This is a genomic window from Pseudomonas sp. SWRI22 (assembly GCF_014268395.2).
Taxonomy (GTDB): Bacteria; Pseudomonadota; Gammaproteobacteria; order Pseudomonadales; family Pseudomonadaceae; genus Aquipseudomonas; species Aquipseudomonas paracarnis.
Window position 1 is genome coordinate 3,522,754 of sequence record NZ_JABWQK020000001.1, and the last position, 24,783, is coordinate 3,547,536.

The 24,783-nt window shown below is 65.2% G+C and carries 2 protein-coding genes; both read left to right on the forward strand.

The window, feature by feature from the left end; all coding sequences use genetic code 11:
• Nucleotides 1-161 precede the first annotated feature (161 nt).
• Complete coding sequence (locus tag HU730_RS15550) at nucleotides 162-13,073, forward strand: non-ribosomal peptide synthetase (protein ID WP_186527151.1); 12,912 nt, start codon at nucleotides 162-164, stop codon at nucleotides 13,071-13,073.
• Nucleotides 13,070-24,397 carry a non-ribosomal peptide synthetase gene (locus HU730_RS15555; RefSeq protein ID WP_186527150.1) on the forward strand — a complete coding sequence of 3,776 codons (11,328 nt, stop codon included), beginning with the start codon at nucleotides 13,070-13,072 and terminating at the stop codon, nucleotides 24,395-24,397. Before HU730_RS15550 ends, HU730_RS15555 begins: the two co-directional genes overlap by 4 nt.
• Nucleotides 24,398-24,783: the final 386 nt, after the last annotated feature.

Below are 24,783 nucleotides of genomic sequence, written 5' to 3' on the forward strand. Positions count from 1 at the left end.
CCCCAGCCCACAGATACCTTAATTTTCCAAGCCTGCCGGAAGCCACTCCAGGCCCTCGGCTGCGCCCGCTATTTTTTCCTGGGCGCCCGGCACTGCCGATCCAAGCGGCAAAACTGAATACGGACATTCTCGTCAACCGTGAATTATCAGGCAGGTTACCCATGCAGTTCAGCGACTTACTGGCAGCGATCTCCACCCATGCGATCCGTCTGCAGACCGAAGAGGGCGACCTGATCGTCCTGGGCGATGACGAAGCGTTGGACGACGCGCTCTGGGATCAATTGATCGCGCACAAACCCCAACTGTTGCAGTTGGTCGCCGAACATGGCGGTGACTGGCTGAGCCCGGCCTACCGCATCACACCGGACATGCTGGCCCTGGTCAACCTCGACCAGCCGGCCATCGACCGCATCGTCGCGGCGATCCCCGGCGGCGCGGCGAATGTGCAGGATATCTACTCCCTGGCGCCGCTCCAGGAAGGCATGCTTTATCACCATCTTTCGGCGCAGAAGGGTGACCCTTACGTGCTGCACGCGCAGTTCGTGTTCGACAGCCGCGCACGCCTTGAGGCCTTTGCCGAGGCGTTGCAATGGGTCATCGACCGTCACGACATCCTGCGTACCTCGATGGTCTGGGAGCGCCTGGACGAGCCGCTGCAAGTGGTGTGGCGCAAGGCTGTGCTGGCCTGCGAAGAGGTGCCTCTGGACGGTGCTGACCGCCTCGCTCAATTGCTCGCTCGCTATGATGCCCGCGCTTATCGCATGGACCTGGGCCAGGCGCCGCTGCTGCGCCTGGTATTCGCTGACGACCCGGCCAACCAGCGGGTGGTGGCGATGCTGCTGTTCCACCACACCATCCTTGATCACACGGCCCTGGATGGCGTTCGGCATGAGATCCAGCTGTACCTGGCCGGGCAGCAAGCCCAGGCCCCTGCACCGGTAGCGTTTCGCAGCTATATCGCCCAGGTGCGCCATGGCGTCAGCGAGCAGGCCCATGAGGCGTTCTTCCGCGACATGCTGGCGGATATCGATGAACCGACGCTGCCGTTCGGCCTGCAAGATGTGCAGGGCGGCGGCCAGGGGATCGACGAAGTGCGCATTCCCGTCGACAGCGCTCTGAGCCGCCGCCTGCGCAGCATGGCGCGCCCGCTGGGGGTGAGTGTGGCGAGCCTGATGCACCTGGCTTTGGCGCGAGTGCTGGGTGCAGTCTCCGGTCGGGAGGCGGTGGTATTTGGCACTGTGATGCTCGGGCGCATGGGCGCAGGTGAGGGCGGTGAGCGGGCCTTGGGCATGTTCATCAACACCTTGCCACTGCGGGTGGATGTGGGTGAGCAGGGCGTGCGCGCTGCGGTCAAGATCACCCATGAGCGCCTCACGCGCTTGCTCGATCACGAACATGCGTCCCTGGCGCTGGCACAACGTTGCAGCGGCGTGGCGGCGCCTACGCCGCTGTTCAGCGCGATACTCAACTACCGTCACAGCGCCGCCACCGACATGGCGGCGGTGATCGAAGTCGCCGACGGCATCCAGGTGTTGGGCGCCGAGGAGCGCACCAATTACCCGCTGACGCTGAACGTCGATGACCTGGGTGAAGACTTCGCCCTGACCGTGATGGTCGATGCGTCCATTGGCGCGCAGCGGGTTGCGGGTTATCTGCATACGGCCTTGCAAAGCCTGGCCGACGCCCTTGAACAACGACCGGATATGCCGCTCTGCGGCCTGAACATCCTGCCTGACGCTGAACGCCACCATTTGCTGCACACTTTGAATCATTGCTCCACGCATTACGCCGACACCCAACTGATCCACCAGCAAGTCGAAACCCACGCCGCTGCCCAGCCCGATGCCATTGCGTTGCGCTTCGAGCACCACGTCCTGACCTACCGCCAACTCAACGAACGCGCCAACCAGGTCGCCCACGCGCTCCTGGCCCACGGCGTGTGCCCCGACGCGCGCGTGGCGATTTGCGTGGAGCGTGGCCCGCAGATGATCATCGGCCTACTTGGCATTCTCAAGGCCGGTGCGGGCTATGTGCCCATCGACCCGGCCTATCCCCAGGAACGCATCGCCTACACCCTGGCCGACAGCCAGCCGGTGGCGGTGCTGGTGCAGGCCAACACGGCGCAGCGGGCCGGCGCACTGGCCCGGATCGACCTGGACCACCTGGGCCCGTTGCCCATCTCCAACCCTGGGTTGCACCTGAGCCCGGCCAACCTGGCCTACGTCATCTACACCTCCGGCTCCACTGGCCAGCCCAAGGGCGTGATGATCGAGCATCGCCAGGTCGCACGCCTGTTCAGCGCCACCCACCACTGGTTCGGGTTCAACCCGCACGATGTGTGGGCGCTGTTCCATTCCTTCGCGTTCGACTTTTCCGTGTGGGAAATCTGGGGCGCGCTGATGCACGGCGGCCAGTTGCTGATCGTGCCGCAACTGGTCAGCCGCTCGCCGGATGAGTGCTACGCGCTGTTGTGCGACGCCCAGGTGAGCATCCTCAATCAGACGCCGAGCGCGTTCCGCCAGTTGATCGCGGCCCAGGGCAACAGTGCCCAGTCCCATTCCTTGCGCCAAGTGATTTTCGGCGGCGAAGCCCTGGAACCGGGCATGCTCAAGCCGTGGTACGCACGGGCAGTGAATGCCGGTACGCAACTGGTGAACATGTACGGCATCACTGAAACCACCGTGCATGTGACCTACCGTGCGCTGGAAGCGGCCGACGCGCACTTGGTCGGCGTGAGCCCGATTGGCGTGCGTATTCCCGATTTGCAGTTGTACGTGCTGGATGAGCGCCATGAGCCCTTGCCCCTGGGTGTGGTGGGCGAGTTGTATGTGGGCGGTGCCGGGGTGGCGCGTGGTTACCTCAACCGCCAGGCGCTGAATGCCGAACGCTTCCTTGCCGACCCGGCCACCGGCTTGCGCATGTACAAGACCGGCGACCTTGGCCGCCTGCTGGCCGACGGCAGTGTTGAGTACCTGGGGCGTAACGATGACCAGGTCAAGATCCGTGGTTTCCGTATCGAACTGGGTGAAATCCAGGCGCACCTGGCCACTGCCAGCGGCGTGCGCGATGCGGTGGTGATCGCCCGTGAAGATCAGCCGGGCGACAAACGCCTGGTGGCCTATGTGATTAGCGATGGCGAACTCAACGTGGCCGCCCTGCGTGACCATCTACTGCTGAGCCTGGCCGAACACATGGTGCCCAGCGCCTTCGTGCGCCTGGATACGCTGCCGTTGACCACCAACGGCAAACTCGACCGCAAGGCCTTGCCCGCACCCGATGCCGACGCCGTGGCCCGACGCGAGTATGCGGCGCCCCAGGGGGCGGTGGAAACCACCCTCGCCATGCTCTGGCAAGACCTGCTCAACGTCGACCGTGTCGGTCGTGAGGACAATTTCTTCGAACTCGGCGGCCATTCGCTGCTGGCGGTCAAACTGATCGAGCGCATGCGCCAGGTCGACCTCAGCGCCGATGTGCGCGTGCTGTTCGGTCAACCGACCTTGGCGGCGCTCGCTGCGGCGGTGGGCGGCCAGCAGACCGTGCAGGTGCCGGCCAACCTTATTCAAGCAGACACGCAGGCCATCACCCCGGACATGCTGCCCCTGGTCGAGCTGGATCAGGCCGCTATCGACCATATCCTTGAGGCCGTGCCCGGTGGCGTTGCCAACGTGCAGGACATTTATGGCCTGGCGCCGTTGCAGGCCGGCATTCTCTACCACCACCTGGCGACCACCGAGGGCGACCCCTACGTGTTGCAGGTGCAGTTGCGGTTTCACGACCAGGGCGCCGTCGACGGGTTTGTCAACGCGCTGCACACGGTGATCGAGCGCAACGATATCCTGCGCACCGCCATCCTCTGGGAGGGCCTGGAAGAGCCGGTGCAAGTGGTGTTACGCCAGGCACCCTTGGTGATCGAGCGCCTGGATGCGCTGGGCAGTGATGCACTGGAGCATCTGCAACAGCGTTTCGACCCACGCCACTATCGCCTGGACCTGTCACGCGCCTCGCTGATGCGCCTGGCGTATGCGCAGGACAGCCACGGCTTGGTCGGCATTTTGCTGCTGCACCATATCCTCCTCGACCACACGGCCCTGCACGTGCTGGTCAAAGAGATGAGTGCCAGCCTGCATGGCCACAGCGCACAACTGCCTGACGCGGTGCAGTATCGCAACTACGTGGCCCAGGCCCGCCTCGGTGTCACCCAGGCCCAGCATGAAGCCTTCTTCAGCCAGATGCTGGGCGACATCGACGAGCCGACCCTGGCCTTCGGCTTGCAGGACGTGAACGGTGACGGCAGCGGCATCCATGAAGCGCGCCTGCCGCTGGAGCCTGCGCTCAACCTGGGCTTGCGCGAACAGGCGCGGCAACTGGGCGTGAGCACCGCGAGCCTGGTACACCTGGCCTGGGCCCAGGTGCTGGGCCAGGTGTCTGGCCAGCAGGAGGTGGTATTCGGCACCGTGTTGCTGGGCCGTATGCAGGGCGGCGAGGGCGCGGACCGGGCGCTGGGGATGTTTATCAATACCTTGCCGCTGCGGGTCAGCGTTGGCAGCGTCGGCGTGCAGGCCGGCGTGCGCGCCACCCATGCGCGCCTGGCGCAACTGCTCGGGCACGAACATGCCTCGTTGTCCCTGGCCCAGCGTTGCAGTGGCGTGCCGGGCTCGCTGCCGCTGTTCAGCACCTTGCTCAACTACCGGCACAGCGCAGCCGATGAAGCGCCGGGGGACAACCCCTTTGCCGCTTCCGGTATCGAGATTCTCAGCTCCGAAGAACGTAGCAACTATCCGCTGGTGCTCAACGTTGATGACCTGGGGAGTGGCTTTGCGCTGACGGTGCAAGGCGTCGCGCACCTGGATGTGCAACGCGTGGGTGAGTACATGCTCACCGCGTTGCGCCATGTGGTGAGCGCGCTGCAACATGCGCCGACCACGCCGCTGCAGGCGGTGTCGATCCTGCCGCCTTCCGAGCGTCATCAAGTGCTGGTAGGTTTCAACGCCACCGCCCGGCAATACCCCTCGCAACTTACTGTCTCGCAACTGTTTGAAGCCCAGGCGCTGGCCCGCCCTGAAGCGCCGGCGGCGGTGCAGGGCGAGCTGTCACTGAGCTACCGTGACCTCAATCGCCGTGCCAACCGCCTGGCCCATCATCTGATCAGCCAGGGTGTGCAGCCCGGCGAAAGCGTGGCGATTGCCTTGCCGCGTTGCCTGGATCTGCTGGTCTGCCAACTGGCGATCCTCAAGTGCGCTGCGGTGTATGTGCCGCTGGACGTCAACGCGCCTGTCGAACGCCAGGCCTTCATCGTCAAAGACAGCGGCGCACGCCATGTGCTGGACGACCTGGCGCAGTTGGATCTGGACGCGCAGTCGCCCGCTAACCCAGACTTGGCCCAATCCGCGCAGAGCGTTGCCTACATCCTCTACACCTCCGGCTCCACCGGGACGCCCAAGGGCGTGCAAGTGCCCCACCTCGCTATCTCGCGGCTGGTGCTTAACAACCGTTTTGCCGAATTCAATGCCCACGACCGGGTGGCCTTTGCTTCCAACCCGGCATTTGACGCCAGCACCCTCGAGGTGTGGGCGCCGTTGCTCAATGGCGGTTGTGTGGTGGTGGTCGAGCAGGTGCAGTTGTTATCCCAAGCCGCGTTCGCCGAGCTGTTGCGGGAACAGGCGGTCAGCGTGTTATGGATGACCGCCGGGCTATTTCATCAGTACGCCGATGCGTTGATGCCGGTGTTCCGCCAATTGCGCTACCTGATCGTCGGCGGCGACGTGCTTGACCCTCAGGTGATTGGCCGGGTACTCAAGCTCGGCAAACCCCAGCATCTGCTGAATGGGTATGGCCCGACCGAAGCCACCACGTTCTCCACCACGTTTGAGATCACTACCCTTGGCGAGGGCGCTATTCCGATTGGTCGACCGATTGCCAACGCTCAGGCCTATGTACTGGACGCGCGCCAGCAACCGCTGCCCGTGGGTGTGACCGGCGAGCTCTATATCGGCGGTGCGGGCGTTGCGAAAGGCTACTTGAATCTGCCTCAGCTGAGCGCGGAAAAATTCGTCCCGAACCCATTCGGCGATGGCCAACTCTACCGCAGCGGTGATCTGGCCTGCTGGCGAGCCGACGGCAATTTGATGTATCTGGGGCGCAATGACCTGCAGGTGAAGATTCGTGGCTTTCGTATCGAACCCGGTGAAATCGAAGCGTGCCTGTGTGCCTGTGCCGGGATCAGGGACGTTGTGGTATTGGTTCGCGAAGACGAGCCTGGCCACAAACGGTTAGTGGCCTATTACGCCGCCAACGCAACGTTGGATATCGCAACCCTGCGAGCTCATGTGCAAGGCCGGTTGCCCGATTACATGGTGCCTTCGGCTTATGTGTGGCTGGCGCAGTTGCCGCTTACCGCCAACGGCAAGCTCGACCGCAAGGCATTGCCGGCACCCGACCAGGCCGCCTTGATCAGCCGTGGCTACGAAGCCCCACAAGGCGAGGTGGAAAGCCTGCTGGCGCAGATCTGGCAGGACGTGCTCAAGCTTGAACGCGTGGGGCGCCATGATCACTTCTTCGAATTGGGCGGGCATTCGTTGCTGGCGGTCAGCCTGATCGAACGCATGCGCCAGGTGGGCCTGAGCGCCGATGTGCGCGTGTTGTTCAGCCAGCCAAGCCTGGCCGCGCTGGCGGCAGCCGTGGGCAGCGGCAGAGAAATCGTGGTGCCCGCCAATGGCATCCCCACCGGCTGCATACAGATCACACCGTCGATGCTGAGCCTGGTGCAACTCACCCCGCAGGCCATCGCGCGGATTGTCGCCAGCGTGCCGGGTGGTGCAGCGAATATCCAGGATATCTACCCGCTGGCGCCGCTACAGGAAGGCATTCTCTACCACCACATCAGCGCCGAGCAGGGCGACCCGTACCTGCTGCAATCGCGCATGGCCTTTGACACTGCCGAGCGCCTGCACGGTTTTATGGGCGCGCTGCAACAGGTGGTGGCGCGCCACGACATTCTGCGTACCGCTGTGGTGTGGGAAGGGCTCGAAAGCCCGGTGCAAGTGGTGTGGCGCACCGCCCAGTTGGGGGTGCACGAGGTGATGCTCGACCCGGCACACGGCGACGTGATGGCGCAACTGCATGAGCGTTTCGATGCGCGTCACTACCGCCTGGACATTACCCAGGCGCCCTTGCTGCGCATGGTCTATGCCCAGGACCCGGCGCACAACCGGGTCGCGGCGATCCTGCTGTTCCATCACCTGGCGCTGGACCACACCGCCATGGAAGTGGTCGGCCAGGAAATGCGTGCCTTTATGTTCAACCAGGCCCAGGATTTGCCCGCCGCCGCGCCGTTTCGCAACTATGTGGCCCAGGCGCGACTGGGCGTCAGTGTGGCGCAGCATGAGCAGTTTTTCCGCGACATGCTCGCCGAGGTCGACGAGCCCACCTTGCCGTTTGGCCTGCAGGATGTGCAGGGCGATGGCCGTGCAATCGAAGAAGCCGAGGTGCACCTGGAAGCGGGCCTGGCCCAGCGTGTACGCCAGCAGGCGCGCCAACTGGGCGTCAGCGCCGCCAGCCTGATGCACCTGGCCTGGGCCCAGGTGTTGGGCCTGGTCTCGGGCCGCGACGAGGTGGTATTCGGCACGGTGCTGATGGGCCGTATGCAAGCCGGCGAGGGCGCAGACCGTGCGCTGGGGATGTTTATCAACACCTTGCCGCTGCGGGTCGATATTGCAGCCGGCGCAGCGCAGGCGGTCAAAGCCACCCATGCACGCTTGAGCGCCTTGCTCGGGCATGAGCATGCGTCACTGGCCCTGGCCCAGCGTTGCAGCGGCGTGCCGACCAGCACGCCGCTGTTCAGCGCCTTGCTCAATTACCGCCACAGCAACCCAGGCGAAATGGCCCGCGACGGACACGGCATCTGGGAAGGCGTGCAACTGCTGGGCGGTGAAGAACGCAGCAACTATCCGCTGACCCTGAGCGTGGATGACCTGGGCGCAGGCTTTGGCCTGAGCGTGCTGGCCGTGCCGCAAATCGGCGCGCAGCGCCTTTGCGACTACATGCTCAGCGCCTTGGAGCAACTGGTTGCCACCCTTGAGACGGCGCCCCACCGCGCGCTGCGCCAGTTACCGATTTTGCCCGCCGCAGAGCGCGACACGGTGCTGCGCGAGTTCAACGCCACTGCCCACGACTTCCCCCATGGCCAGACGGTGCACGGTGCGTTTGAGGTACAGGCCGAGCGCCAACCCCATCGCATTGCCGTGCAGCAAGGCAGCGAGGCGCTGACGTATCAGCAGCTCAATCAACGGGCCAACCAGTTGGCTCATCACTTGCTGGAACTCGGCGTGCAAGCCGATGACCGCGTGGCACTGTGTTGCCGTCGCGGCCCGCAGATGCTGGTGGGGCTGTTGGGCATTCTCAAGGCTGGCGCGGGCTATGTGCCGATCGACCCGGCGTACCCCGCCGAGCGTATCGCCTACTTGTTGCAAGACAGCGCGCCCGTGGCGGTGCTGGCCGAGACCAGCACGCGGGAGCTGCTGGGGCCCGTCGCCGTGGTCGATCTGCAGGACCCCGGTTGGCAGCGCCACGCCGTCAGCAATCCGCAACTGCCCGCCCTGACGCCCGCGCACCTGGCGTATGTGATCTACACCTCCGGTTCCACCGGCCAGCCCAAGGGCGTGATGGTGGAACACTGCACCGTGGAAAACCTGGTGCATTGGCACTGTGAAGCCTTTGGTCTGACAGCGGTAAGCCACACCAGCAGCGTGGCCGGCATGGGGTTTGATGCCATGGCCTGGGAAGTCTGGCCGGCCCTGTGCGTCGGCGCGACCCTGCACCTGCCACCCGCCGACATCGGCAACGAAAACATCGATGAACTGCTGGCCTGGTGGCTGGCACAGCCGTTGGACGTGAGTTTCCTGCCCACCCCGGTGGCCGAGTACGCTTTCAGCCTGCCCCAGCAGCACCCCACCTTGCGCATCCTGCTGATCGGCGGTGACCGCCTGCGTCAGTTCACCCATGAGCGGCGCTTTGCGGTGGTCAACAACTACGGCCCCACCGAAGCCACGGTGGTTGCCACCTCCGGCCGCGTGCGGGCCGGGCAGGTGTTGCATATCGGCCGGCCTGTCGCTAATGCCACCAGCTACGTGCTGGATGCGCACCTGCGCCTGGTACCGGTGGGCGTGGCCGGTGAACTCTATGTGGGCGGCAGCGGCGTGGCGCGGGGTTACCTGAACCGTCCCGAGCTGACGGCCGAGCGCTTCCTGCAAGACCCGTTCAACCCAGGGCAGATGTACCGCACCGGTGACCTGGTGCGTTGGCTGCCCGATGGCAATCTTGAGTATCTGGGCCGTAACGACGACCAGGTAAAACTGCGCGGCGTGCGGGTTGAACTGGGTGAAATCGAAAGCCGCCTGACGGCACTGGACGGCATCCGCGAGGCCGTGGTGCTGGTGCGCGAAGGCCGCCTGTTGGCCTGGTTCACCGAACAGCGCCCGCTGCAGATCGAGACCTTGCGTGCGCACCTGCAGGCCCAACTTCCCGAGGCGCTGGTGCCGGTCGCCTACATGCGGCTTGATCAGTTGCCCCTGACCGCCAACGGCAAACTGGACCGCAAGGCATTGCCAGAGCCAGACCAGTGCGCCTTGCTCAGCCGTGAATACCAAGCCCCCCAGGGTGACGTCGAAACCACCCTGGCGCTGCTGTGGGCCGAAGTGTTGCAGGTGGAGCAAGTGGGTCGCCATGACCACTTCTTCGAACTGGGCGGCCATTCATTGCTGGCCGTCAGCCTGATCGAGCGCATGCGCCAGGCCGGCCTTGGCGCGGATGTGCGCGTGTTGTTCAGCCAGCCAACCCTGGCCGCGCTGGCCGCCGCTGTCGGCAGTGGCCGCGAAGTGCAGGTGCCGGCCAATCGCATCAGTGCCGGTTGCCAGCGCATCACCCCGGACATGCTGGCCCTGGTGGACCTCGACCAGTCGGCGATCGACCAGGTGGTGGCCCAGGTGCCTGGCGGCGCTGCCAACGTGCAGGACATCTACCCGCTGGCGCCGTTGCAGGAAGGGATTTTCTATCACTACCTCACGGCGGCGCAGGGCGATCCTTACCTGCTGCAATCACACCTGGCGTTTGACGGTGTCGAGCGCCTGCACGCCTTTATGCGCGCACTGCAACAGGTGATCGACCGCCACGACATCCTGCGCACCGGGGTGGTGTGGGAGGGCCTGGCGCAACCGCTGCAAGTGGTGTGGCGCCAGGCGCAGTTGTGCGTACAGGAACTGCAACTGGAAGGTGACGTACTCGCCGGCCTGCACGAGCGGTTTGATGCGCGGCGGTATCGCCTGGAGATCAGCCAGGCCCCGCTGATCCGCCTGATGTACGCCCAGGACCCGGCCAACCAGCGCGTGGTGGCGGTGTTGCTCTATCACCATATCGTGTTGGACCACACCGCCTTCGACGTGGTGTTGCGCGAAATGCAGGGCCACCTGTTGGGCCACGCAGCGCCTACCGCCGCGCCAATGCCGTATCGCAACTATGTGGCCCAGGCCCGTTTGGGTGTCAGCGAACAGGAGCATGAGCAGTTCTTCCGCCAGATGCTGGGCGATGTCGACGAACCGACGTTGCCGTTCGGCTGGCAGGACGTGCGCGGCGACGGCAATGCCATCGACGAACACACCCTGCAACTGGACAGCCAGCTCAACCGCCGCCTGCGCAGCCAGGCACGGCTGCTGGGGGTCAGTGCTGCCAGCCTGTTCCATCTGGCCTGGGCGCAGGTGCTGGCCGCGGTATCGGCGCGCCATTCGGTAGTGTTTGGTACGGTGCTGGTGGGTCGTCTGCAAGGCGGCGAGGGCGCCGACCGCGCCCTGGGTGTGTTTATCAACACCTTGCCGCTGCGCCTGGATATCGACGACCAGGGCGCCCGCGCCGCCGTGCGGGCCACCCATGCGCGTCTGACCCAATTGCTCGGCCATGAACACGCCTCCCTGGCCTTGGCCCAGCGTTGCAGTGGCGTAGCGGCCCCGGCGCCCTTGTTCAGCTCGATGCTCAACTATCGCCATCGCGGCGCCGCCACCCGTTCGGCGGATGCGCAGTTGGCATGGGAAGGCATGCAGACCTTGGTCAATGACGGGCGCACCAATTACCCGCTGACCTTGAACGTGGACGACCTGGGCGACGGCTACGCGTTCACCGCCCTGGCCCAGGTGGATGCGCAACGGGTGTGCGGCTATATGCATAACGCGTTGAGCGGTCTGGTCGAAGCCCTTGAGCAGGCCCCGCACCAGGCGCTGAACCGCCTGCCGGTGCTGGGGCTGCAAGAGCGGCAACAGCTGCTGGTGCAGTTCAACGCCACCGAGGTGAACTACAACCTCGACCAGACCCTGCACGGGCTGTTTGAAGCCCAGGTTGTACGTACCCCGCAGGCCGTGGCGGTGAAGGCCGGCGAGCACACCTTGAGCTACCAGCAACTCAATGAACGCGCCAACCGCCTGGCCCATCACCTGCGTGACAGCGGTGTGCGCCCGGATGCACGGGTGGGTATCTGCGTCGAGCGCGGCCTGGACATGGTCATCGGCATGTTCGCCATCCTCAAGGCCGGCGGTGCCTATGTGCCGCTGGACCCGGCGTACCCGCCAGAGCGCATCGCCTACATGCTGCACGACAGCGCGCCGGTGGTGGTGCTGGCCCAAAGCGCCACCCGCAGCCTGCTGGGGGACGTGGCGGTAGTCGACCTCGACCACAGCACCTGGCAGCACCAACCCGTCACCAACCCGCAAGTACCGGGCCTCATTGCCCAACACGCGGCCTATGTGATCTACACCTCCGGTTCCACCGGCCAACCCAAGGGCGTAATCAACGAACATGCCGGGGTGGTCAACCGCCTGTTGTGGATGCAGGACGCCTATAGCCTCAAGGCTCACGATGCGGTGTTGCAGAAAACCCCGTTCAGCTTCGACGTGTCGGTGTGGGAGTTCTTCTGGCCGCTGTTCACCGGCGCGCGTCTGGTGATGGCGCGCCCTGAAGGGCACAAGGACCCGGCGTACCTGTGCGAGGTGATCGCGGCGGAGCAGATCACGACCCTGCACTTTGTGCCGTCGATGCTCGATGTATTCCTGGCCCACGGCGATGTCAGCCAGGCGGCGGGGTTGGTGCGGGTGATGTGCAGCGGCGAGGCCTTGCCGGGCAGCCTGGTGCGGCGTTTCAAGCGGCAGTTGCCGGGGATTGGTTTGTACAACCTGTATGGCCCCACTGAAGCGGCGGTGGACGTGACGGCCTGGAACTGCGCACGCCCTGAGGTGCCGGACAATACCCCGATCGGCAAGCCGATTGCCAACACCCGCCTGTATGTACTCGATGGGCAGTTACAGCCGGTGCCGCTGGGCGTGGTCGGTGAGCTGTTCATCGCCGGCGTGCAAGTGGCGCGGGGTTACCTGAACCGCCCTGAGCTGACCGCCGAGCGCTTCCTCGACGACCCGTTCACCCCTGGGCGCATGTACCGCACCGGTGACCTGGGCCGCTACTTGCCCGACGGCACGCTCGAGTACCTGGGGCGCAACGACGATCAGGTGAAGATCCGTGGCCTGCGCATCGAACTGGGGGAAATCCAGGCGCGCCTGATCGAGCATCCGGCGGTCAAGGACGCCGTGGTCGTCGCCCGTGACCAGCGCCTGGTCGCGTATTACACCGGTGCGCCCACCGACATCGAAAGCCTGCGCGCCCAGCTGTTGCAGCACCTGCCTGACTTTATGGTGCCGGCGCTGTTCATGCACCTGGACGCCTTGCCCCTGAGCCCCAACGGCAAGCTCGACCGCAAGGCCCTGCCTGCACCAGGTATGGACGCGTTGCAGGTACGTGAGTACGCGGCGCCCGAAGGCGACACCGAGATCCTCCTGGCCCAACTCTGGGCCGAGCTGCTCAAGGTGGAGCGGGTAGGGCGCCACGACAACTTCTTTGAACTGGGCGGGCACTCGCTGCTGGCCGTGAGCTTGATCGGGCGCCTGCGCCAGGAAGGCATGGAAGCCGATGTGCGGGGCTTGTTCGAACAACCGACCCTGGCCGGCTACGCCGCAATGACCGAACGAATGGAGATCGTCCTGTGAACATCCTCGAGCTGCTGGCAACCCTGAAAACCAAGGATGTGCAACTGGCGCTCAAGGGCGAGCAATTGTCGGTGAACGGCAACAAGCAAGCCTTGAGCGACCCGGCGATATTGGCCGGCTTGCGTGAGCACAAGCCGGCGCTGATCGAACTGATCAAGGCCGGTGAATACACCGCGACCAAGGCCGGTGAGGTGCAGGTACCGGCCAATGGCATCCCGGCCAACGCCGAGCGTATCACTCCCCAGATGCTGACCCTGTCGACCCTGAGCCAAGACGAGATCGAGCGCATTGTCGCCACGGTGCAGGGCGGCGTGGCGAATATCCAGGACATCTACCCGCTGGCGCCGTTGCAGGAAGGCATCCTGTTCCACCATGTCAGTGCCGAGCAGGGTGACCCCTATGTGATGCAGTCGCAGTTCGCCTTTGACAACCTTGCGCGTTTCGATGCGTTTGCCCAGGCGCTGCAACGGGTGATGGACCGTCACGACATCCTGCGTACCGGGGTGGTCTGGGATGGCCTGACGCAACCCTCGCAAGTGGTGTGGCGCCAGGCACGCCTGCCGGTGCAAGCCTTGATGCTGGACCCGGCCGATGGCGATATCGCCGCGCAACTGCATGACCTGTTTGATGCCCGCCACTATCGCCTCGACGTCACCCAGGCGCCGTTGTTGCGCCTGGTGCGCGCTGAGGACCCGGCCAACCAGCGCATCGTCGCCACCCTGTTGTTCCATCACATGGCGCTCGACCACAGCGCCCTGGACGTGGTGTGCCACGAAATGCAGGCGTGCCTGTTGGGCCAAGGCGCGGCCCTGGGCCAGGCCGTACCGTTTCGCAACTATGTGGCGCAGGCGCGGTTGGGGATCAGTGAGCAGGAGCACGAATGTTTCTTCCGGCAGATGCTCGGCGATATCAGCGAGCCCACCTTGCCGTTCGGTTTGCAGGACGTGCAAGGTGATGCGCGGGGTATCGCTGAAGTCAGCCTGCCATTGGCGCCGGCACTGGCCCAGCGCTTGCGCGGGCAGGCGCGCCAACTGGGCGTGAGCGCCGCCAGCCTGTTTCACCTGGGTTGGGCCCAGGTGCTGGGGGTGTTGGCCGGCAAAGCCCAGGTGGTGTTCGGCACCGTATTGATGGGGCGCATGCAGGGCAGCCATGACACCGACCGCGCCCTGGGCATTTTCATCAATACCTTGCCGTTTCGCGTGGACGTAGACGCCCAGGACGTACGCACCGCAGTCAAGGCCACCCACGCACGCCTGACTACCTTGCTGCGCCATGAGCACGCGGCGTTGGCCCTGGCCCAGCGTTGCAGTGGCGTGCTCGCGCCGACGCCGCTGTTCAGCGCGCTGCTCAACTATCGCCACAGCGCGCCCGCCGCCAGCGCCGAGGCGGTGTCGGCCTGGCACGGTATCACCGCACTGCGCGCCGAGGAGCGCACCAACTACCCGCTGACCCTGAGCGTGGACGACCTGGGTGAGGGCTTCGGCCTGAGTTTGCTGGCCAGCACCCTGGTTGACCCTCAGCGCGTCTGCGCCTACCTGCACACCGCGCTGGAAAACCTGGTGAGCGCACTGGAGCAGGCCCCCCATACCGCGCTTGATCAACTCTCGGTGGTGCCCGTTGCCGAACAGCGCTTGCTGCTGGAACAGTTCAACACCACCCAGACCGTTTTCCCCCAAGGCACCACCCTGCATGGCCGCGTCGAAGCCCAGGCCGCGCTCACGCCGCACGCCATTGCCGCTGTGCATCAGGGCCGGCAACTGACTTACGCCGAATTGAACCAGCAAGCCAACCTGCTGGCGCATCATCTGCTGGCGCTGGGGGTCAAGCCCGACGACCGCGTGGCGATTGTGGCGCGGCGCGGCCTCGACACCCTGGCCGGGTTGCTGGCGATTCTCAAGGCCGGTGCCGGTTATGTGCCGGTGGACCCGTCCCATCCGGCCGAGCGCCTCCACTATCTGCTCAGCGACAGCGCGCCGGTGGCGGTACTCACCCAGCATGCGTTGCTGACGCGCCTGCCGGTGCTGGAAGTGCCGGTGATCAACCTGGACCGCTTCACCTGGCAGCACCATTCGGCGAGCAACCCCACAATCGCCGTCGGCCCGACGAATCTCGCCTATGTGATCTACACCTCCGGCTCCACTGGCTTGCCCAAGGGGGTGATGGTGGAACACCACAGCGTCGCCAACCTGGTGGACTGGCATTGCAGCGCCTTCGACCTGCGCGCCGGGCGGCATACCGCCAGTGTTGCCGGCTTCGGCTTTGACGCGATGGCCTGGGAAGTGTGGCCGGCGCTGTGTGTGGGCGCCACCTTGCACCTGCCACCGGCCCATGAGGGCGGCGAAGATATCGACGCACTGCTGGCCTGGTGGTGCGCGCAGCCACTGGATGTGAGCTTTCTGCCGACGCCGGTGGCGGAATACGCCTTCAGTCAGAACATCGAGCACCCGACCTTGCGCACCTTGCTGGTCGGTGGCGACCGCCTGCGCCAGTTCGGGCGGGCACAGCGCTTTGAGCTGATCAACAACTACGGGCCCACCGAAGCCACGGTGGTGGCCACTTCCGGCAAGGTCGAGGCGGGCCAGCCGTTGCATATCGGCAAACCCATGGCCAATGCCAAGGTCTACGTGCTCGACCAACACCTGCGCCCAGTCCCGCTGGGGGTGGCGGGGGAGTTGTACGTGGGCGGCAAGGGCGTGGCACGCGGTTACCTCAACCGCCCGGAACTGACCGCCGAGCGTTTTGTGCGCGACCCGTTCAACGAAGGACGCATGTACCGCACCGGCGACCTGGTGCGCTGGCTGCCGGACGGCACACTCGATTACCTGGGGCGCAACGATGACCAGGTGAAAATCCGTGGCGTGCGCATCGAACTGGGCGAAATCGAAACCCAGCTCAACCAGTTGCCCGGGATTCTGGAAGCGGTGGCGGTGGTGCGTGAAGAACGGCTGGTGGCCTACTTCACCGAAAACCCACAACTGGACCCGCTGACGGTGGCCCAGATTCGCGCCCACCTGGTGGCGCATCTGCCGGACTACATGGTGCCCGTCGCGTTCATGAAACTCGACGCACTGCCACTGACGGCCAATGGCAAGCTTGACCGCAAGGCCCTGCCGGCGCCGGACATGGCCGCCGTCTTTACCCGCGAGTACGCCGCGCCCCTGGGCGAAATCGAAACCGTGCTGGCGCAGATCTGGGCCGATGTGTTGCAGGTGCAGCGCGTGGGGCGCTATGACCATTTCTTTGAGCTGGGTGGGCATTCGCTGCTGGCCATGCGCATGGTGTCCCAGGTGCGCCAGCGGCTGGGCGTCGAGTTGGCGCTGGGCGACCTGTTTGCCAACGCCGAACTGGCGGCGGTCGCCGAGGTACTGGCCCAGGCCGGTCGCAGCACCTTGCCGGATATCTTGCCGGCCAACCGTGATGAGGACGTACCGCTGTCCTTCGCCCAGCAACGCCTGTGGTTCCTGGCCTTGATGGAAGGTGCCAACACCGCCTACAACATTCCCATCGGCTTGCGGTTGCGCGGGCAGTTGCATGTGCAAGCGTTGCAACGGGCCCTGGCGCGCATTGTGGGGCGGCATGAAACCCTGCGCAGCCGCTTCGCCCAGCAGGGTGACCAGGCCCAGGTGCTGGTCGTGCCGGCCGAAGAGGTATTGCCGCTGCAAGTGCAGGACCTGCGTCGCCATCCGCAGCCGCAACAGGCCCTGGACGCGCTGATCCACGGCGAAGCTTCGGCACCGTTCGACCTTGAGCGCGGCCCGTTGCTGCGCGGGCGCCTGGTGGTGATGGCCGATGATCACCATGTGCTGTTGCTGACCCTGCACCATATCGTCTCTGACGGCTGGTCCATGGGCGTGCTGACCCGCGAGCTGATGGCGCTGTACCAGGCGTTCAGCCACGGCCACGCCGACCCGCTGCCGCCCTTGCCGATCCAGTACGCCGACTTTGCCGTGTGGCAACGCCTGTGGCTGAGCGGCGAGGTGCTGCAGCGCCAAAGCAGCTACTGGCAACAGGCGTTGGCCGGTGCGCCGGCGTTGCTGACCTTGCCCACCGACCGCCCGCGCCCGGCGCAGCAGGACTACGCTGGCAGCAGCGTCGAAGTGCGCCTGGATGAACGCCTCACCGCCGGGCTCAAGGCCTTGAGCCAACGCCATGGCACCACCTTGTACATGACCTTGATGAGCGCTTGGGCTTCACTGTTGGCGCGCTTGTCCGGGCAGCCCGAGTTGGTGATCGGCACGCCGGTGGCCAACCGCATGCGCACCGAAGTCGAAGGGCTGATTGGCCTGTTCGTCAACACCCTGGCGCTGCGTATCGACACCTCGGGCGAGCTGAGCACCGAGGCGTTGATGGCGCGGGTCAAGGCGCTGACGCTGCAAGCCCAGGCCCATCAGGACTTGCCCTTCGAGCAGGTGGTGGAAATCACCCGGCCGCCGCGCAGCTTGGCCCACAGCCCGCTGTTTCAGACCCTGCTGAGCTGGCAGGACAGCAGCGCGCCGACCCTGGCCCTGGGCGACCTGGCCCTGGAGAGCATTGTCGAGAACAGCCATTTCGCCAAGTTCGACCTGTCGTTGAACCTGGGGGAAGTGCAGGGCAGCATCCTCGGTGCGCTGGAATATGCCGTGGCCCTGTTTGACGAATCGACGATGCAGCGTTACGTCGGCTATTTCACCCGCGTGTTGCAGGCCATGGTCGATAACGACCAGACGGTGCTGGCGCAGGTGCCGCTGGTGGATGCGCGCGAGCGTCGGCAACTGCTGGTGGATTTCAACGCCACCGCCGTTGAGTACAACCTCGACCAGACCCTGCACGGCCTGTTTGAAGCCCAGGTACTGCGTACACCCCAGGCCATTGCCCTGAAGGCGGGCGCGCAGCAACTGAGCTATGCCGAACTGAACGCGCGCGCCAACCAACTGGCCCATCACCTGCAAGCCCTGGGTGTGCAGCCCCAGGCGCGGGTGGCGATCTGCGTGGAGCGTGGCCTGGACATGGTCATCGGCCTGTACGCGATCCTCAAGGCCGGCGCCGCCTATGTGCCGCTGGACCCGGCCTACCCGTTGGAACGCATCGCCTACATGCTCCACGACAGCGCGCCGACGGTAGTGCTGGGCCAGTCCAGCACCCTTGGGTTGCTGGGCGAGGTGCCGGTGGTAAACCTGGATTCGCCCACCTGGCAGCACCAGCCCACCCATAACCCGCAGGCGGCCAGCGTGGCGGCCTACGTGATCTACACCTCCGGTTCCACCGGCCAGCCCAAGGGTGTGATCAACGAACACCCTGGGGTGGTCAACCGCCTGCTGTGGATGCAAGACGAATACGCGTTGACCGCCAGCGATACGGTCTTGCAGAAAACCCCGTTCAGCTTCGACGTGTCGGTGTGGGAGTTCTTCTGGCCGCTGTTCACCGGCGCACGCCTGGTCATGGCTCGTCCTGGTGGGCATAAAGACCCTGACTACCTGTGCCAGGTGATCGAGGCCGAGGGGGTCACGACGCTGCATTTTGTGCCGTCGATGCTTGACGTGTTCCTGGCCCACGGCGATGTCAGCCAGGCCGCCGGGCTGGTGCGGGTGATGTGCAGTGGCGAAGCCCTGCCGGGCAGCCTGGTACGGCGCTTCAAACAGCAATTGCCGGGGGGTGGCTTGTACAACCTGTATGGCCCCACCGAAGCGGCGGTGGATGTCACCGCGTGGGACTGCGCAGGCGCCGTGGTGCCGGATAACACCCCCATCGGCAAGCCGATTGCCAATACGCGCCTGTATGTACTGGACGAGCAGTTGCAGCCGGTGCCGTTGGGGGGGGTCGGTGAATTGTTTATCGCCGGCGTGCAGGTGGCGCGGGGTTACCTCAACCGTCCTGAGCTGACAGCCGAACGCTTCCTCGACGACCCGTTTACCCCGGGGCGCATGTACCGTACCGGTGACGTGGGTCGCTACTTGCCCGACGGCACTCTCGAGTACCTGGGGCGCAATGATGACCAGGTGAAGATTCGTGGCCTGCGCATCGAACTGGGGGAAATCCAGGCGCGCCTGACCGAGCATCCAGCGGTGCAGGAAGCTGCCGTGATTGCCCGCGAGCAGCGCCTGATCGCCTATTACACCGGCGTGCCGAGCGACGTCGAAAGCCTGCGCGCCCACCTGCTGCAACACCTGCCGGAATTCATGCTGCCGACGAGCTTTATGCACCTTCAGGCGCTGCCGCTGAGCCCCAACGGCAAGCTCGACCGCAAGGCACTGCCGGCGCCGGGCCTGGACGCGTTGAGCGTGCGCGACTATGAAGCGCCCTTGGGTGATACGGAAATCACCCTGGCCGCACTGTGGGCCGAATTGCTCAGCGTGGAGCGCGTGGGTCGGCATGACAATTTCTTTGAATTGGGTGGCCACTCATTGCTGGCAGTCAGCCTGATCGGGCGCATGCGCCGCCTGGGCTTGTCGGCGGATGTGAAAGTGCTGTTCGGCCAACCGACCTTGTCCGCCCTGGCTGCGGCCTTGGGCGGTGGGCGTGAAGTGACGGTGCCGGCCAATCGCATTGCGGCCGATTGCACCCGGATTACGCCGGACATGCTTGCGCTGATCACCCTGGACCCCGCTGCCATCGAGCGCATCGTTGCCAGCATCCCCGGCGGTGCGGCGAATGTGCAGGATATTTACCCGCTGGCACCCTTGCAGGCCGGCATCCTGTATCAGCATCGCGCCGTGCAAGGTGACGATGCCTATGTGCTGCAGGCGCAGTTTGCCTTCGACAGCCGCCTGCGCCTGGACGCCTTTGCCCATGCCTTGCAGGCGGTGATCCAGCGCCATGACATCCTGCGTTCATCCTTCCACTGGGACGGGCTGGAGGAGCCGGTGCAGGTGGTATGGCGCACCGCCTCATTACGTGTTGAAAACAGCTCGGTGCCGCCACGCCTGGACCTCGCCCAGGCACCCTTGATGCGCCTGGTGTATGCCGAGGAGTCGCAGCGGGTGGTGGCGACGTTGCTGTTCCACCATCTGGTGATGGACCACATCGCGTTGGACATCCTGCAACAGGAAATGCAGGCCTTCCTGTTGGGCACGCAAGACACCTTGGCCGCGCCCGTGCCGTACCGCAACTACGTGGCCCAGACTCGTCTGGGCGCTGAGGACCACGAGCCGTTTTTCCGCGAGATGCTCGCTGAGGTCGACGAACCCACCGACGTACCGCACCTGGGTGCCGATGAGCATGCGTATCTGAACCTCGACCTCGGGTTGAGTCGGCGCCTGCGCCACCAGGCGCGTCAAGCGGGAGTCAGCGCCGCCAGCCTCATGCACTTGGCCTGGGCCCATGTGCTGGGCACGGTCTGCGCCCGTGAACAGGTGGTGTTCGGCACGGTGATGCTCGGTCGCCTGCAAGGCGGCGAAGGTGCCGAGCGCGCCATGGGGGTGTTTATCAATACCTTGCCGCTGCGAGTCGACCTGGGTGAACACTCGGTACTGAATGCGCTGCGTGCCACCCATGGGCGCCTGACCCAATTGCTCAGCCACGAACACGCGCCTTTGGCGCTGGCCCAGCGTTGCAGCGGCGTACCCATGGCCACGCCGTTGTTCAGCGTGCTGTTCAACTACCGCCACAGTGCGCCCCAGGCCGGGGGCGTGGCCGACGCGTGGCAGGGGATCGAGGTGCTCAAGACCGAGGAACACACCCACTACGGCGTGTCGATGAGCGTGGATGACCTGGGTGAAGGTTTCAGCCTCACGGCCATGGGGCAGGGGGCCCGACGCTTGGGCGACTACCTGCATAACGCCTTGGTGCAGGTGGTGCAGGCACTGGAAGAGCGCAGCGACATCGTCCTCAGTGGTTTGCCGATCCTGCCCCTGGCTGAACGCCAGCAACTGCTTGAGGGCTTCAACGCTACGGCTCGTGCGTTCCCACGTGAACACAGCGTGCAGCAGGTGTTCGAAGCCCAGGCGCAGGCGCGCCCCGACGCGGTGGCGGTGCTGCACGGCGAACAACGGATAAGCTATGGCGAGCTCAATAGCCGCGCCAACCGCCTGGCCCATCACCTGCTCGGCCTGGGTGTGTGCCCCGGCGATAACGTGGCGATCCTGCTGCCACGCTCGGTGGCGTTGCTGGTCAGCCAACTGGCGATTCTCAAATGCGCCGCCGCCTATGTACCGTTGGACATCAGCGCGCCGGCCGAACGCCAAGGCTTCATGCTGCAAGACAGCGGCGCGGCCTGGCTGTTGACCGGTAGCGACTGCAGCGTGGAGAGCGCGGCGCAGCGCCTGGACCTGGACACCCTGGGCCTTGACTCGCACCCCGACCACAACCCGGGCCTGCCGCAATCCTCGCAGAGCGTGGCGTACATCATGTACACCTCCGGCTCCACCGGCATGCCCAAAGGCGTATTGGTGCCTCACCGTGGCATCACGCGCCTGGTGCTCAACAACGGCTACGCCGATTTCAATCCCAATGATCGCGTAGCCTTCGCCTCGAACCCGGCCTTCGATGCCAGCACCATGGACGTCTGGGGGCCGTTGCTCAACGGCGGTCAGGTGCAGGTGATCGACCACGCCACCTTGCTCGACCCGCTGGCGTTCGGCGCGGCACTCAAGGGCGCGACGGTGCTGTTCGTTACCACGGCGCTGTTCAACCAGTATGTGCAACTGATTCCCCAGGCCCTGGCCGGCTTGCGTATTTTGCTGTGCGGCGGCGAGCGTGCCGACCCGGCGGCGTTCCGCAACCTGCTGGGGCTGGCTCCGGGGCTGCGCCTGGTGCATTGCTACGGGCCGACCGAAACCACCACCTACGCCACCACTTTTGAAGTGCGCGCCATTGCCGCTGAAGCCGACAGCGTGCCGGTAGGGCGACCCATTTCCAACACGCAGGTCTACGTGCTGGATGCGCAGTTGCACCTGCTGCCCCTGGGGGTGACCGGCGAAATCTGCATCGGCGGCGACGGTGTCGCCCAGGGCTACCTGAACCGCCCTGAGTTGACGGCGGAAAAGTTCGTGCAAAACCCGTTCAACCCAGGCGCCTTGCTGTACCGCACCGGCGACCTCGGACGCTGGACCGCAGACGGACTGCTGGAGTGCATCGGGCGCAATGACGACCAAGTGAAGATCCGTGGCTTTCGCATTGAGCTGGGTGAGATCGAAGCACGCTTGGCGACATTCTCCGGAATCCGCGAGGGGGTGGTGCTGGCCCGCGAAGACGTGCCGGGGGACAAACGCCTGGTGGCCTATTTCACCTGGGCGGGCGAGCCGGTCGGCATCGAGCCGGTGCGTGCTTATCTGCAGACGCACTTGCCGGCCTACATGGTGCCGTCGGCCTTTGTGATCCTTGAGCAACTGCCGTTGACGGCCAATGGCAAGGTCGATCGCAAAGCCTTGCCGGTACCGACGTGGGACGCTTCGGCCAGCGGCACATTTGAAGCACCGGTCGATGCACTGGAGCAGACCTTGGCCCAGCTGTGGGCCGAGGTGTTGAAGCTTGAGCAGGTGGGGCGCCATGACAGTTTCTTCGAACTGGGCGGGCATTCCTTGTTGGCGATTCGCCTGGTCCATCGGCTGGACGAGGCCGGGTTGCCGGTGTCGCTGGCCGAGCTGTTCGAGCATGCCAGCGTGGCCTCGGTCGCGGCGCTGCTGCGCCTACGCGGTGACGATGTGCTGCCTGAGGCGGCAGTGATCACAGTGCGTAGCCGCGGGGCGCAGGCACCGTTATTCCTGGTGCATGAGTTCAGTGGCATGGACGTGTACTTCCCGGCGCTGGGCCAGCACCTGCCTGGCGATTACCCGATTTATGGCCTGCCGGGCATGGCCCTGGGCGAGGCGCATCTGGACAGCATGGAAGGCCTGGCCGCGCGCATGGTCGGGCTGATTCGCCAGATCCAGCCCCACGGTCCTTACCGGCTGGCGGGGTGGTCCTTTGGGGGTGTGCTGGCCTATGAAGTTGCCATGCAGTTGCTGGGGCAGGATGAGGCCGTGGCGTTTCTGGGCTTGATCGACAGCTACGTGCCGCGCATGACCGACCAGGGCAAGTCACGCTGGAGCGGGCCGGATGCCCTCAAGCGGCATTTGTTGTTGCAGTGCACGGCCTATTGGAAGGCACAGGGAGGTGTGGATGAGCTGGCGAACCTGGAACAACTGGAGGCAGGCCTTGGACAGCTGGACTTTGCGGCTCTGCTGCAACGCTGTCGCGATCAAGGTTTGCTATACGCGCAAATGGCAGCGGCGACGGACGCCGACCTGCTGAGCTTTTTGCAACGGGAAGTTGGCCATGGGCATGCCCTGGCCCACTACAGCCTGTTCCCGCTGCCGATCCCGGTTCACTTGTTCAGCGCCGAGCAGCGGCCTACCGAACTGTCGCGGCGCAGTGCCGCGCTGGGTTGGGACATCGCCCTGGCGCCTGGGCAACTGCGCCAGGTGCAGGTACCGGGGGATCACCAGAGCATGATGCAGGCGCCGCATATTCAGAGCCTTGGCCAGGCCATGAGCCGAGCGCTGGCGGCGAGCACTCCGGTGAGTTGCGCTGCGCACTCACCCTTGCTGCGTATCCAGAGCGGGCGCGCCGGTTATGCGCCGGTGTTCTGCGTGCCAGGCGCGGGAGACAGCGTCACCGGCTTTGTGGGTTTGAGCGAAGCGCTGGGGCGCGACTGGCCGCTGTATGGCTTGCAGCCGCGGGGGCTGGATGGCGAGGCGGTGCCTCATAGCCAGGTGGAAGCGGCGGCCCAGTGTTACCTGGCGGCGCTGGAACAGGAGTGCCCCGAGGGGCCGGTGCATCTGGTCGGGCATTCGTTCGGCGGCTGGGTGGCACTGGAAATGGCGCTGCGCTTGCAGGCAATGGGGCGTGAGGTGGGGTCGTTGACGGTGATCGACAGCGAGTCGCCGGGGCGTGCGGGCAAGGCATATACCTCGACGGCGGCGTTGTTGCGGTTGATCGAGGCGATGCAGTTGGCGGCTGGGAAGTCGCTGGGGATTGATCCTGTGGACTTTGCCGGGCGCGATGAGGTGGCGCAGCGACAAGCGTTGCATGGGGGGATGGTGAGTGTGGGGTTGTTGCCGGCGCGTGCGGCGCTGGAGGCAATGGATGGGCCGGCGCGCACTTACGCGGCGGCGTTGCGCACGGTGTATCAGCCGCAAGGGCGGTATGACGGGGTGGTGCGCCTGGTGTTGGCGCAGGACCCGGCGTTGGATTCGGCGGGGAACCAGCGTGAGCAGGGGTTGATGATCGAAGGCTGGCGAGGGCTGGGAGGTGGGTTGGAGGTTTGGTATGGCGGGGGGAATCACTTTACGTTGCTCAAGGCGCCGAATGTTTTGGGGTTGGCCAGGTGGTGGTTGGAAGTTGTTGGGGTTGGGGAGGTGGTGTCTTGAGGGGTGTGCACCGATCCAGATGTGGCCGCTGGCTTGCCTGCGATAACGGTTTGTCTGCGTACATATCCGTTCCTGCGGTAACGGCCACTTATGGTTCCGCTCTTACAGCGGGTCACTTTTGGAAAGGCCCAAAAGTAACCAAAAGGCCTTCGCCCCACCACTCGGCACCTCGCCCAGGCTCGGTGTGCCCGACCGCAGGCTTTGCAGCGTGGGCCGCCGCAATGGGCCATCCCTGGCCCAGTGCGGCTAACCCGGCGTCCTGCCGGGTTACCCACGCTGCAAAGCCCGCGTTCGGCCAGCGTGGTTTAACGGGGCGATTTCAAATCAAAAGCAGAGCGCGGCGGCCTTATAGCCGACCGGGTGGTAAGGGGGAACACGGTGAGACA

Bases quoted from the DNA above. Each gene is read 5' to 3' on its own strand.
- HU730_RS15550 (WP_186527151.1), top strand. From the start codon at position 162: ATGCAGTTCAGCGACTTACTGGCAGCGATCTCCACCCATGCGATCCGT.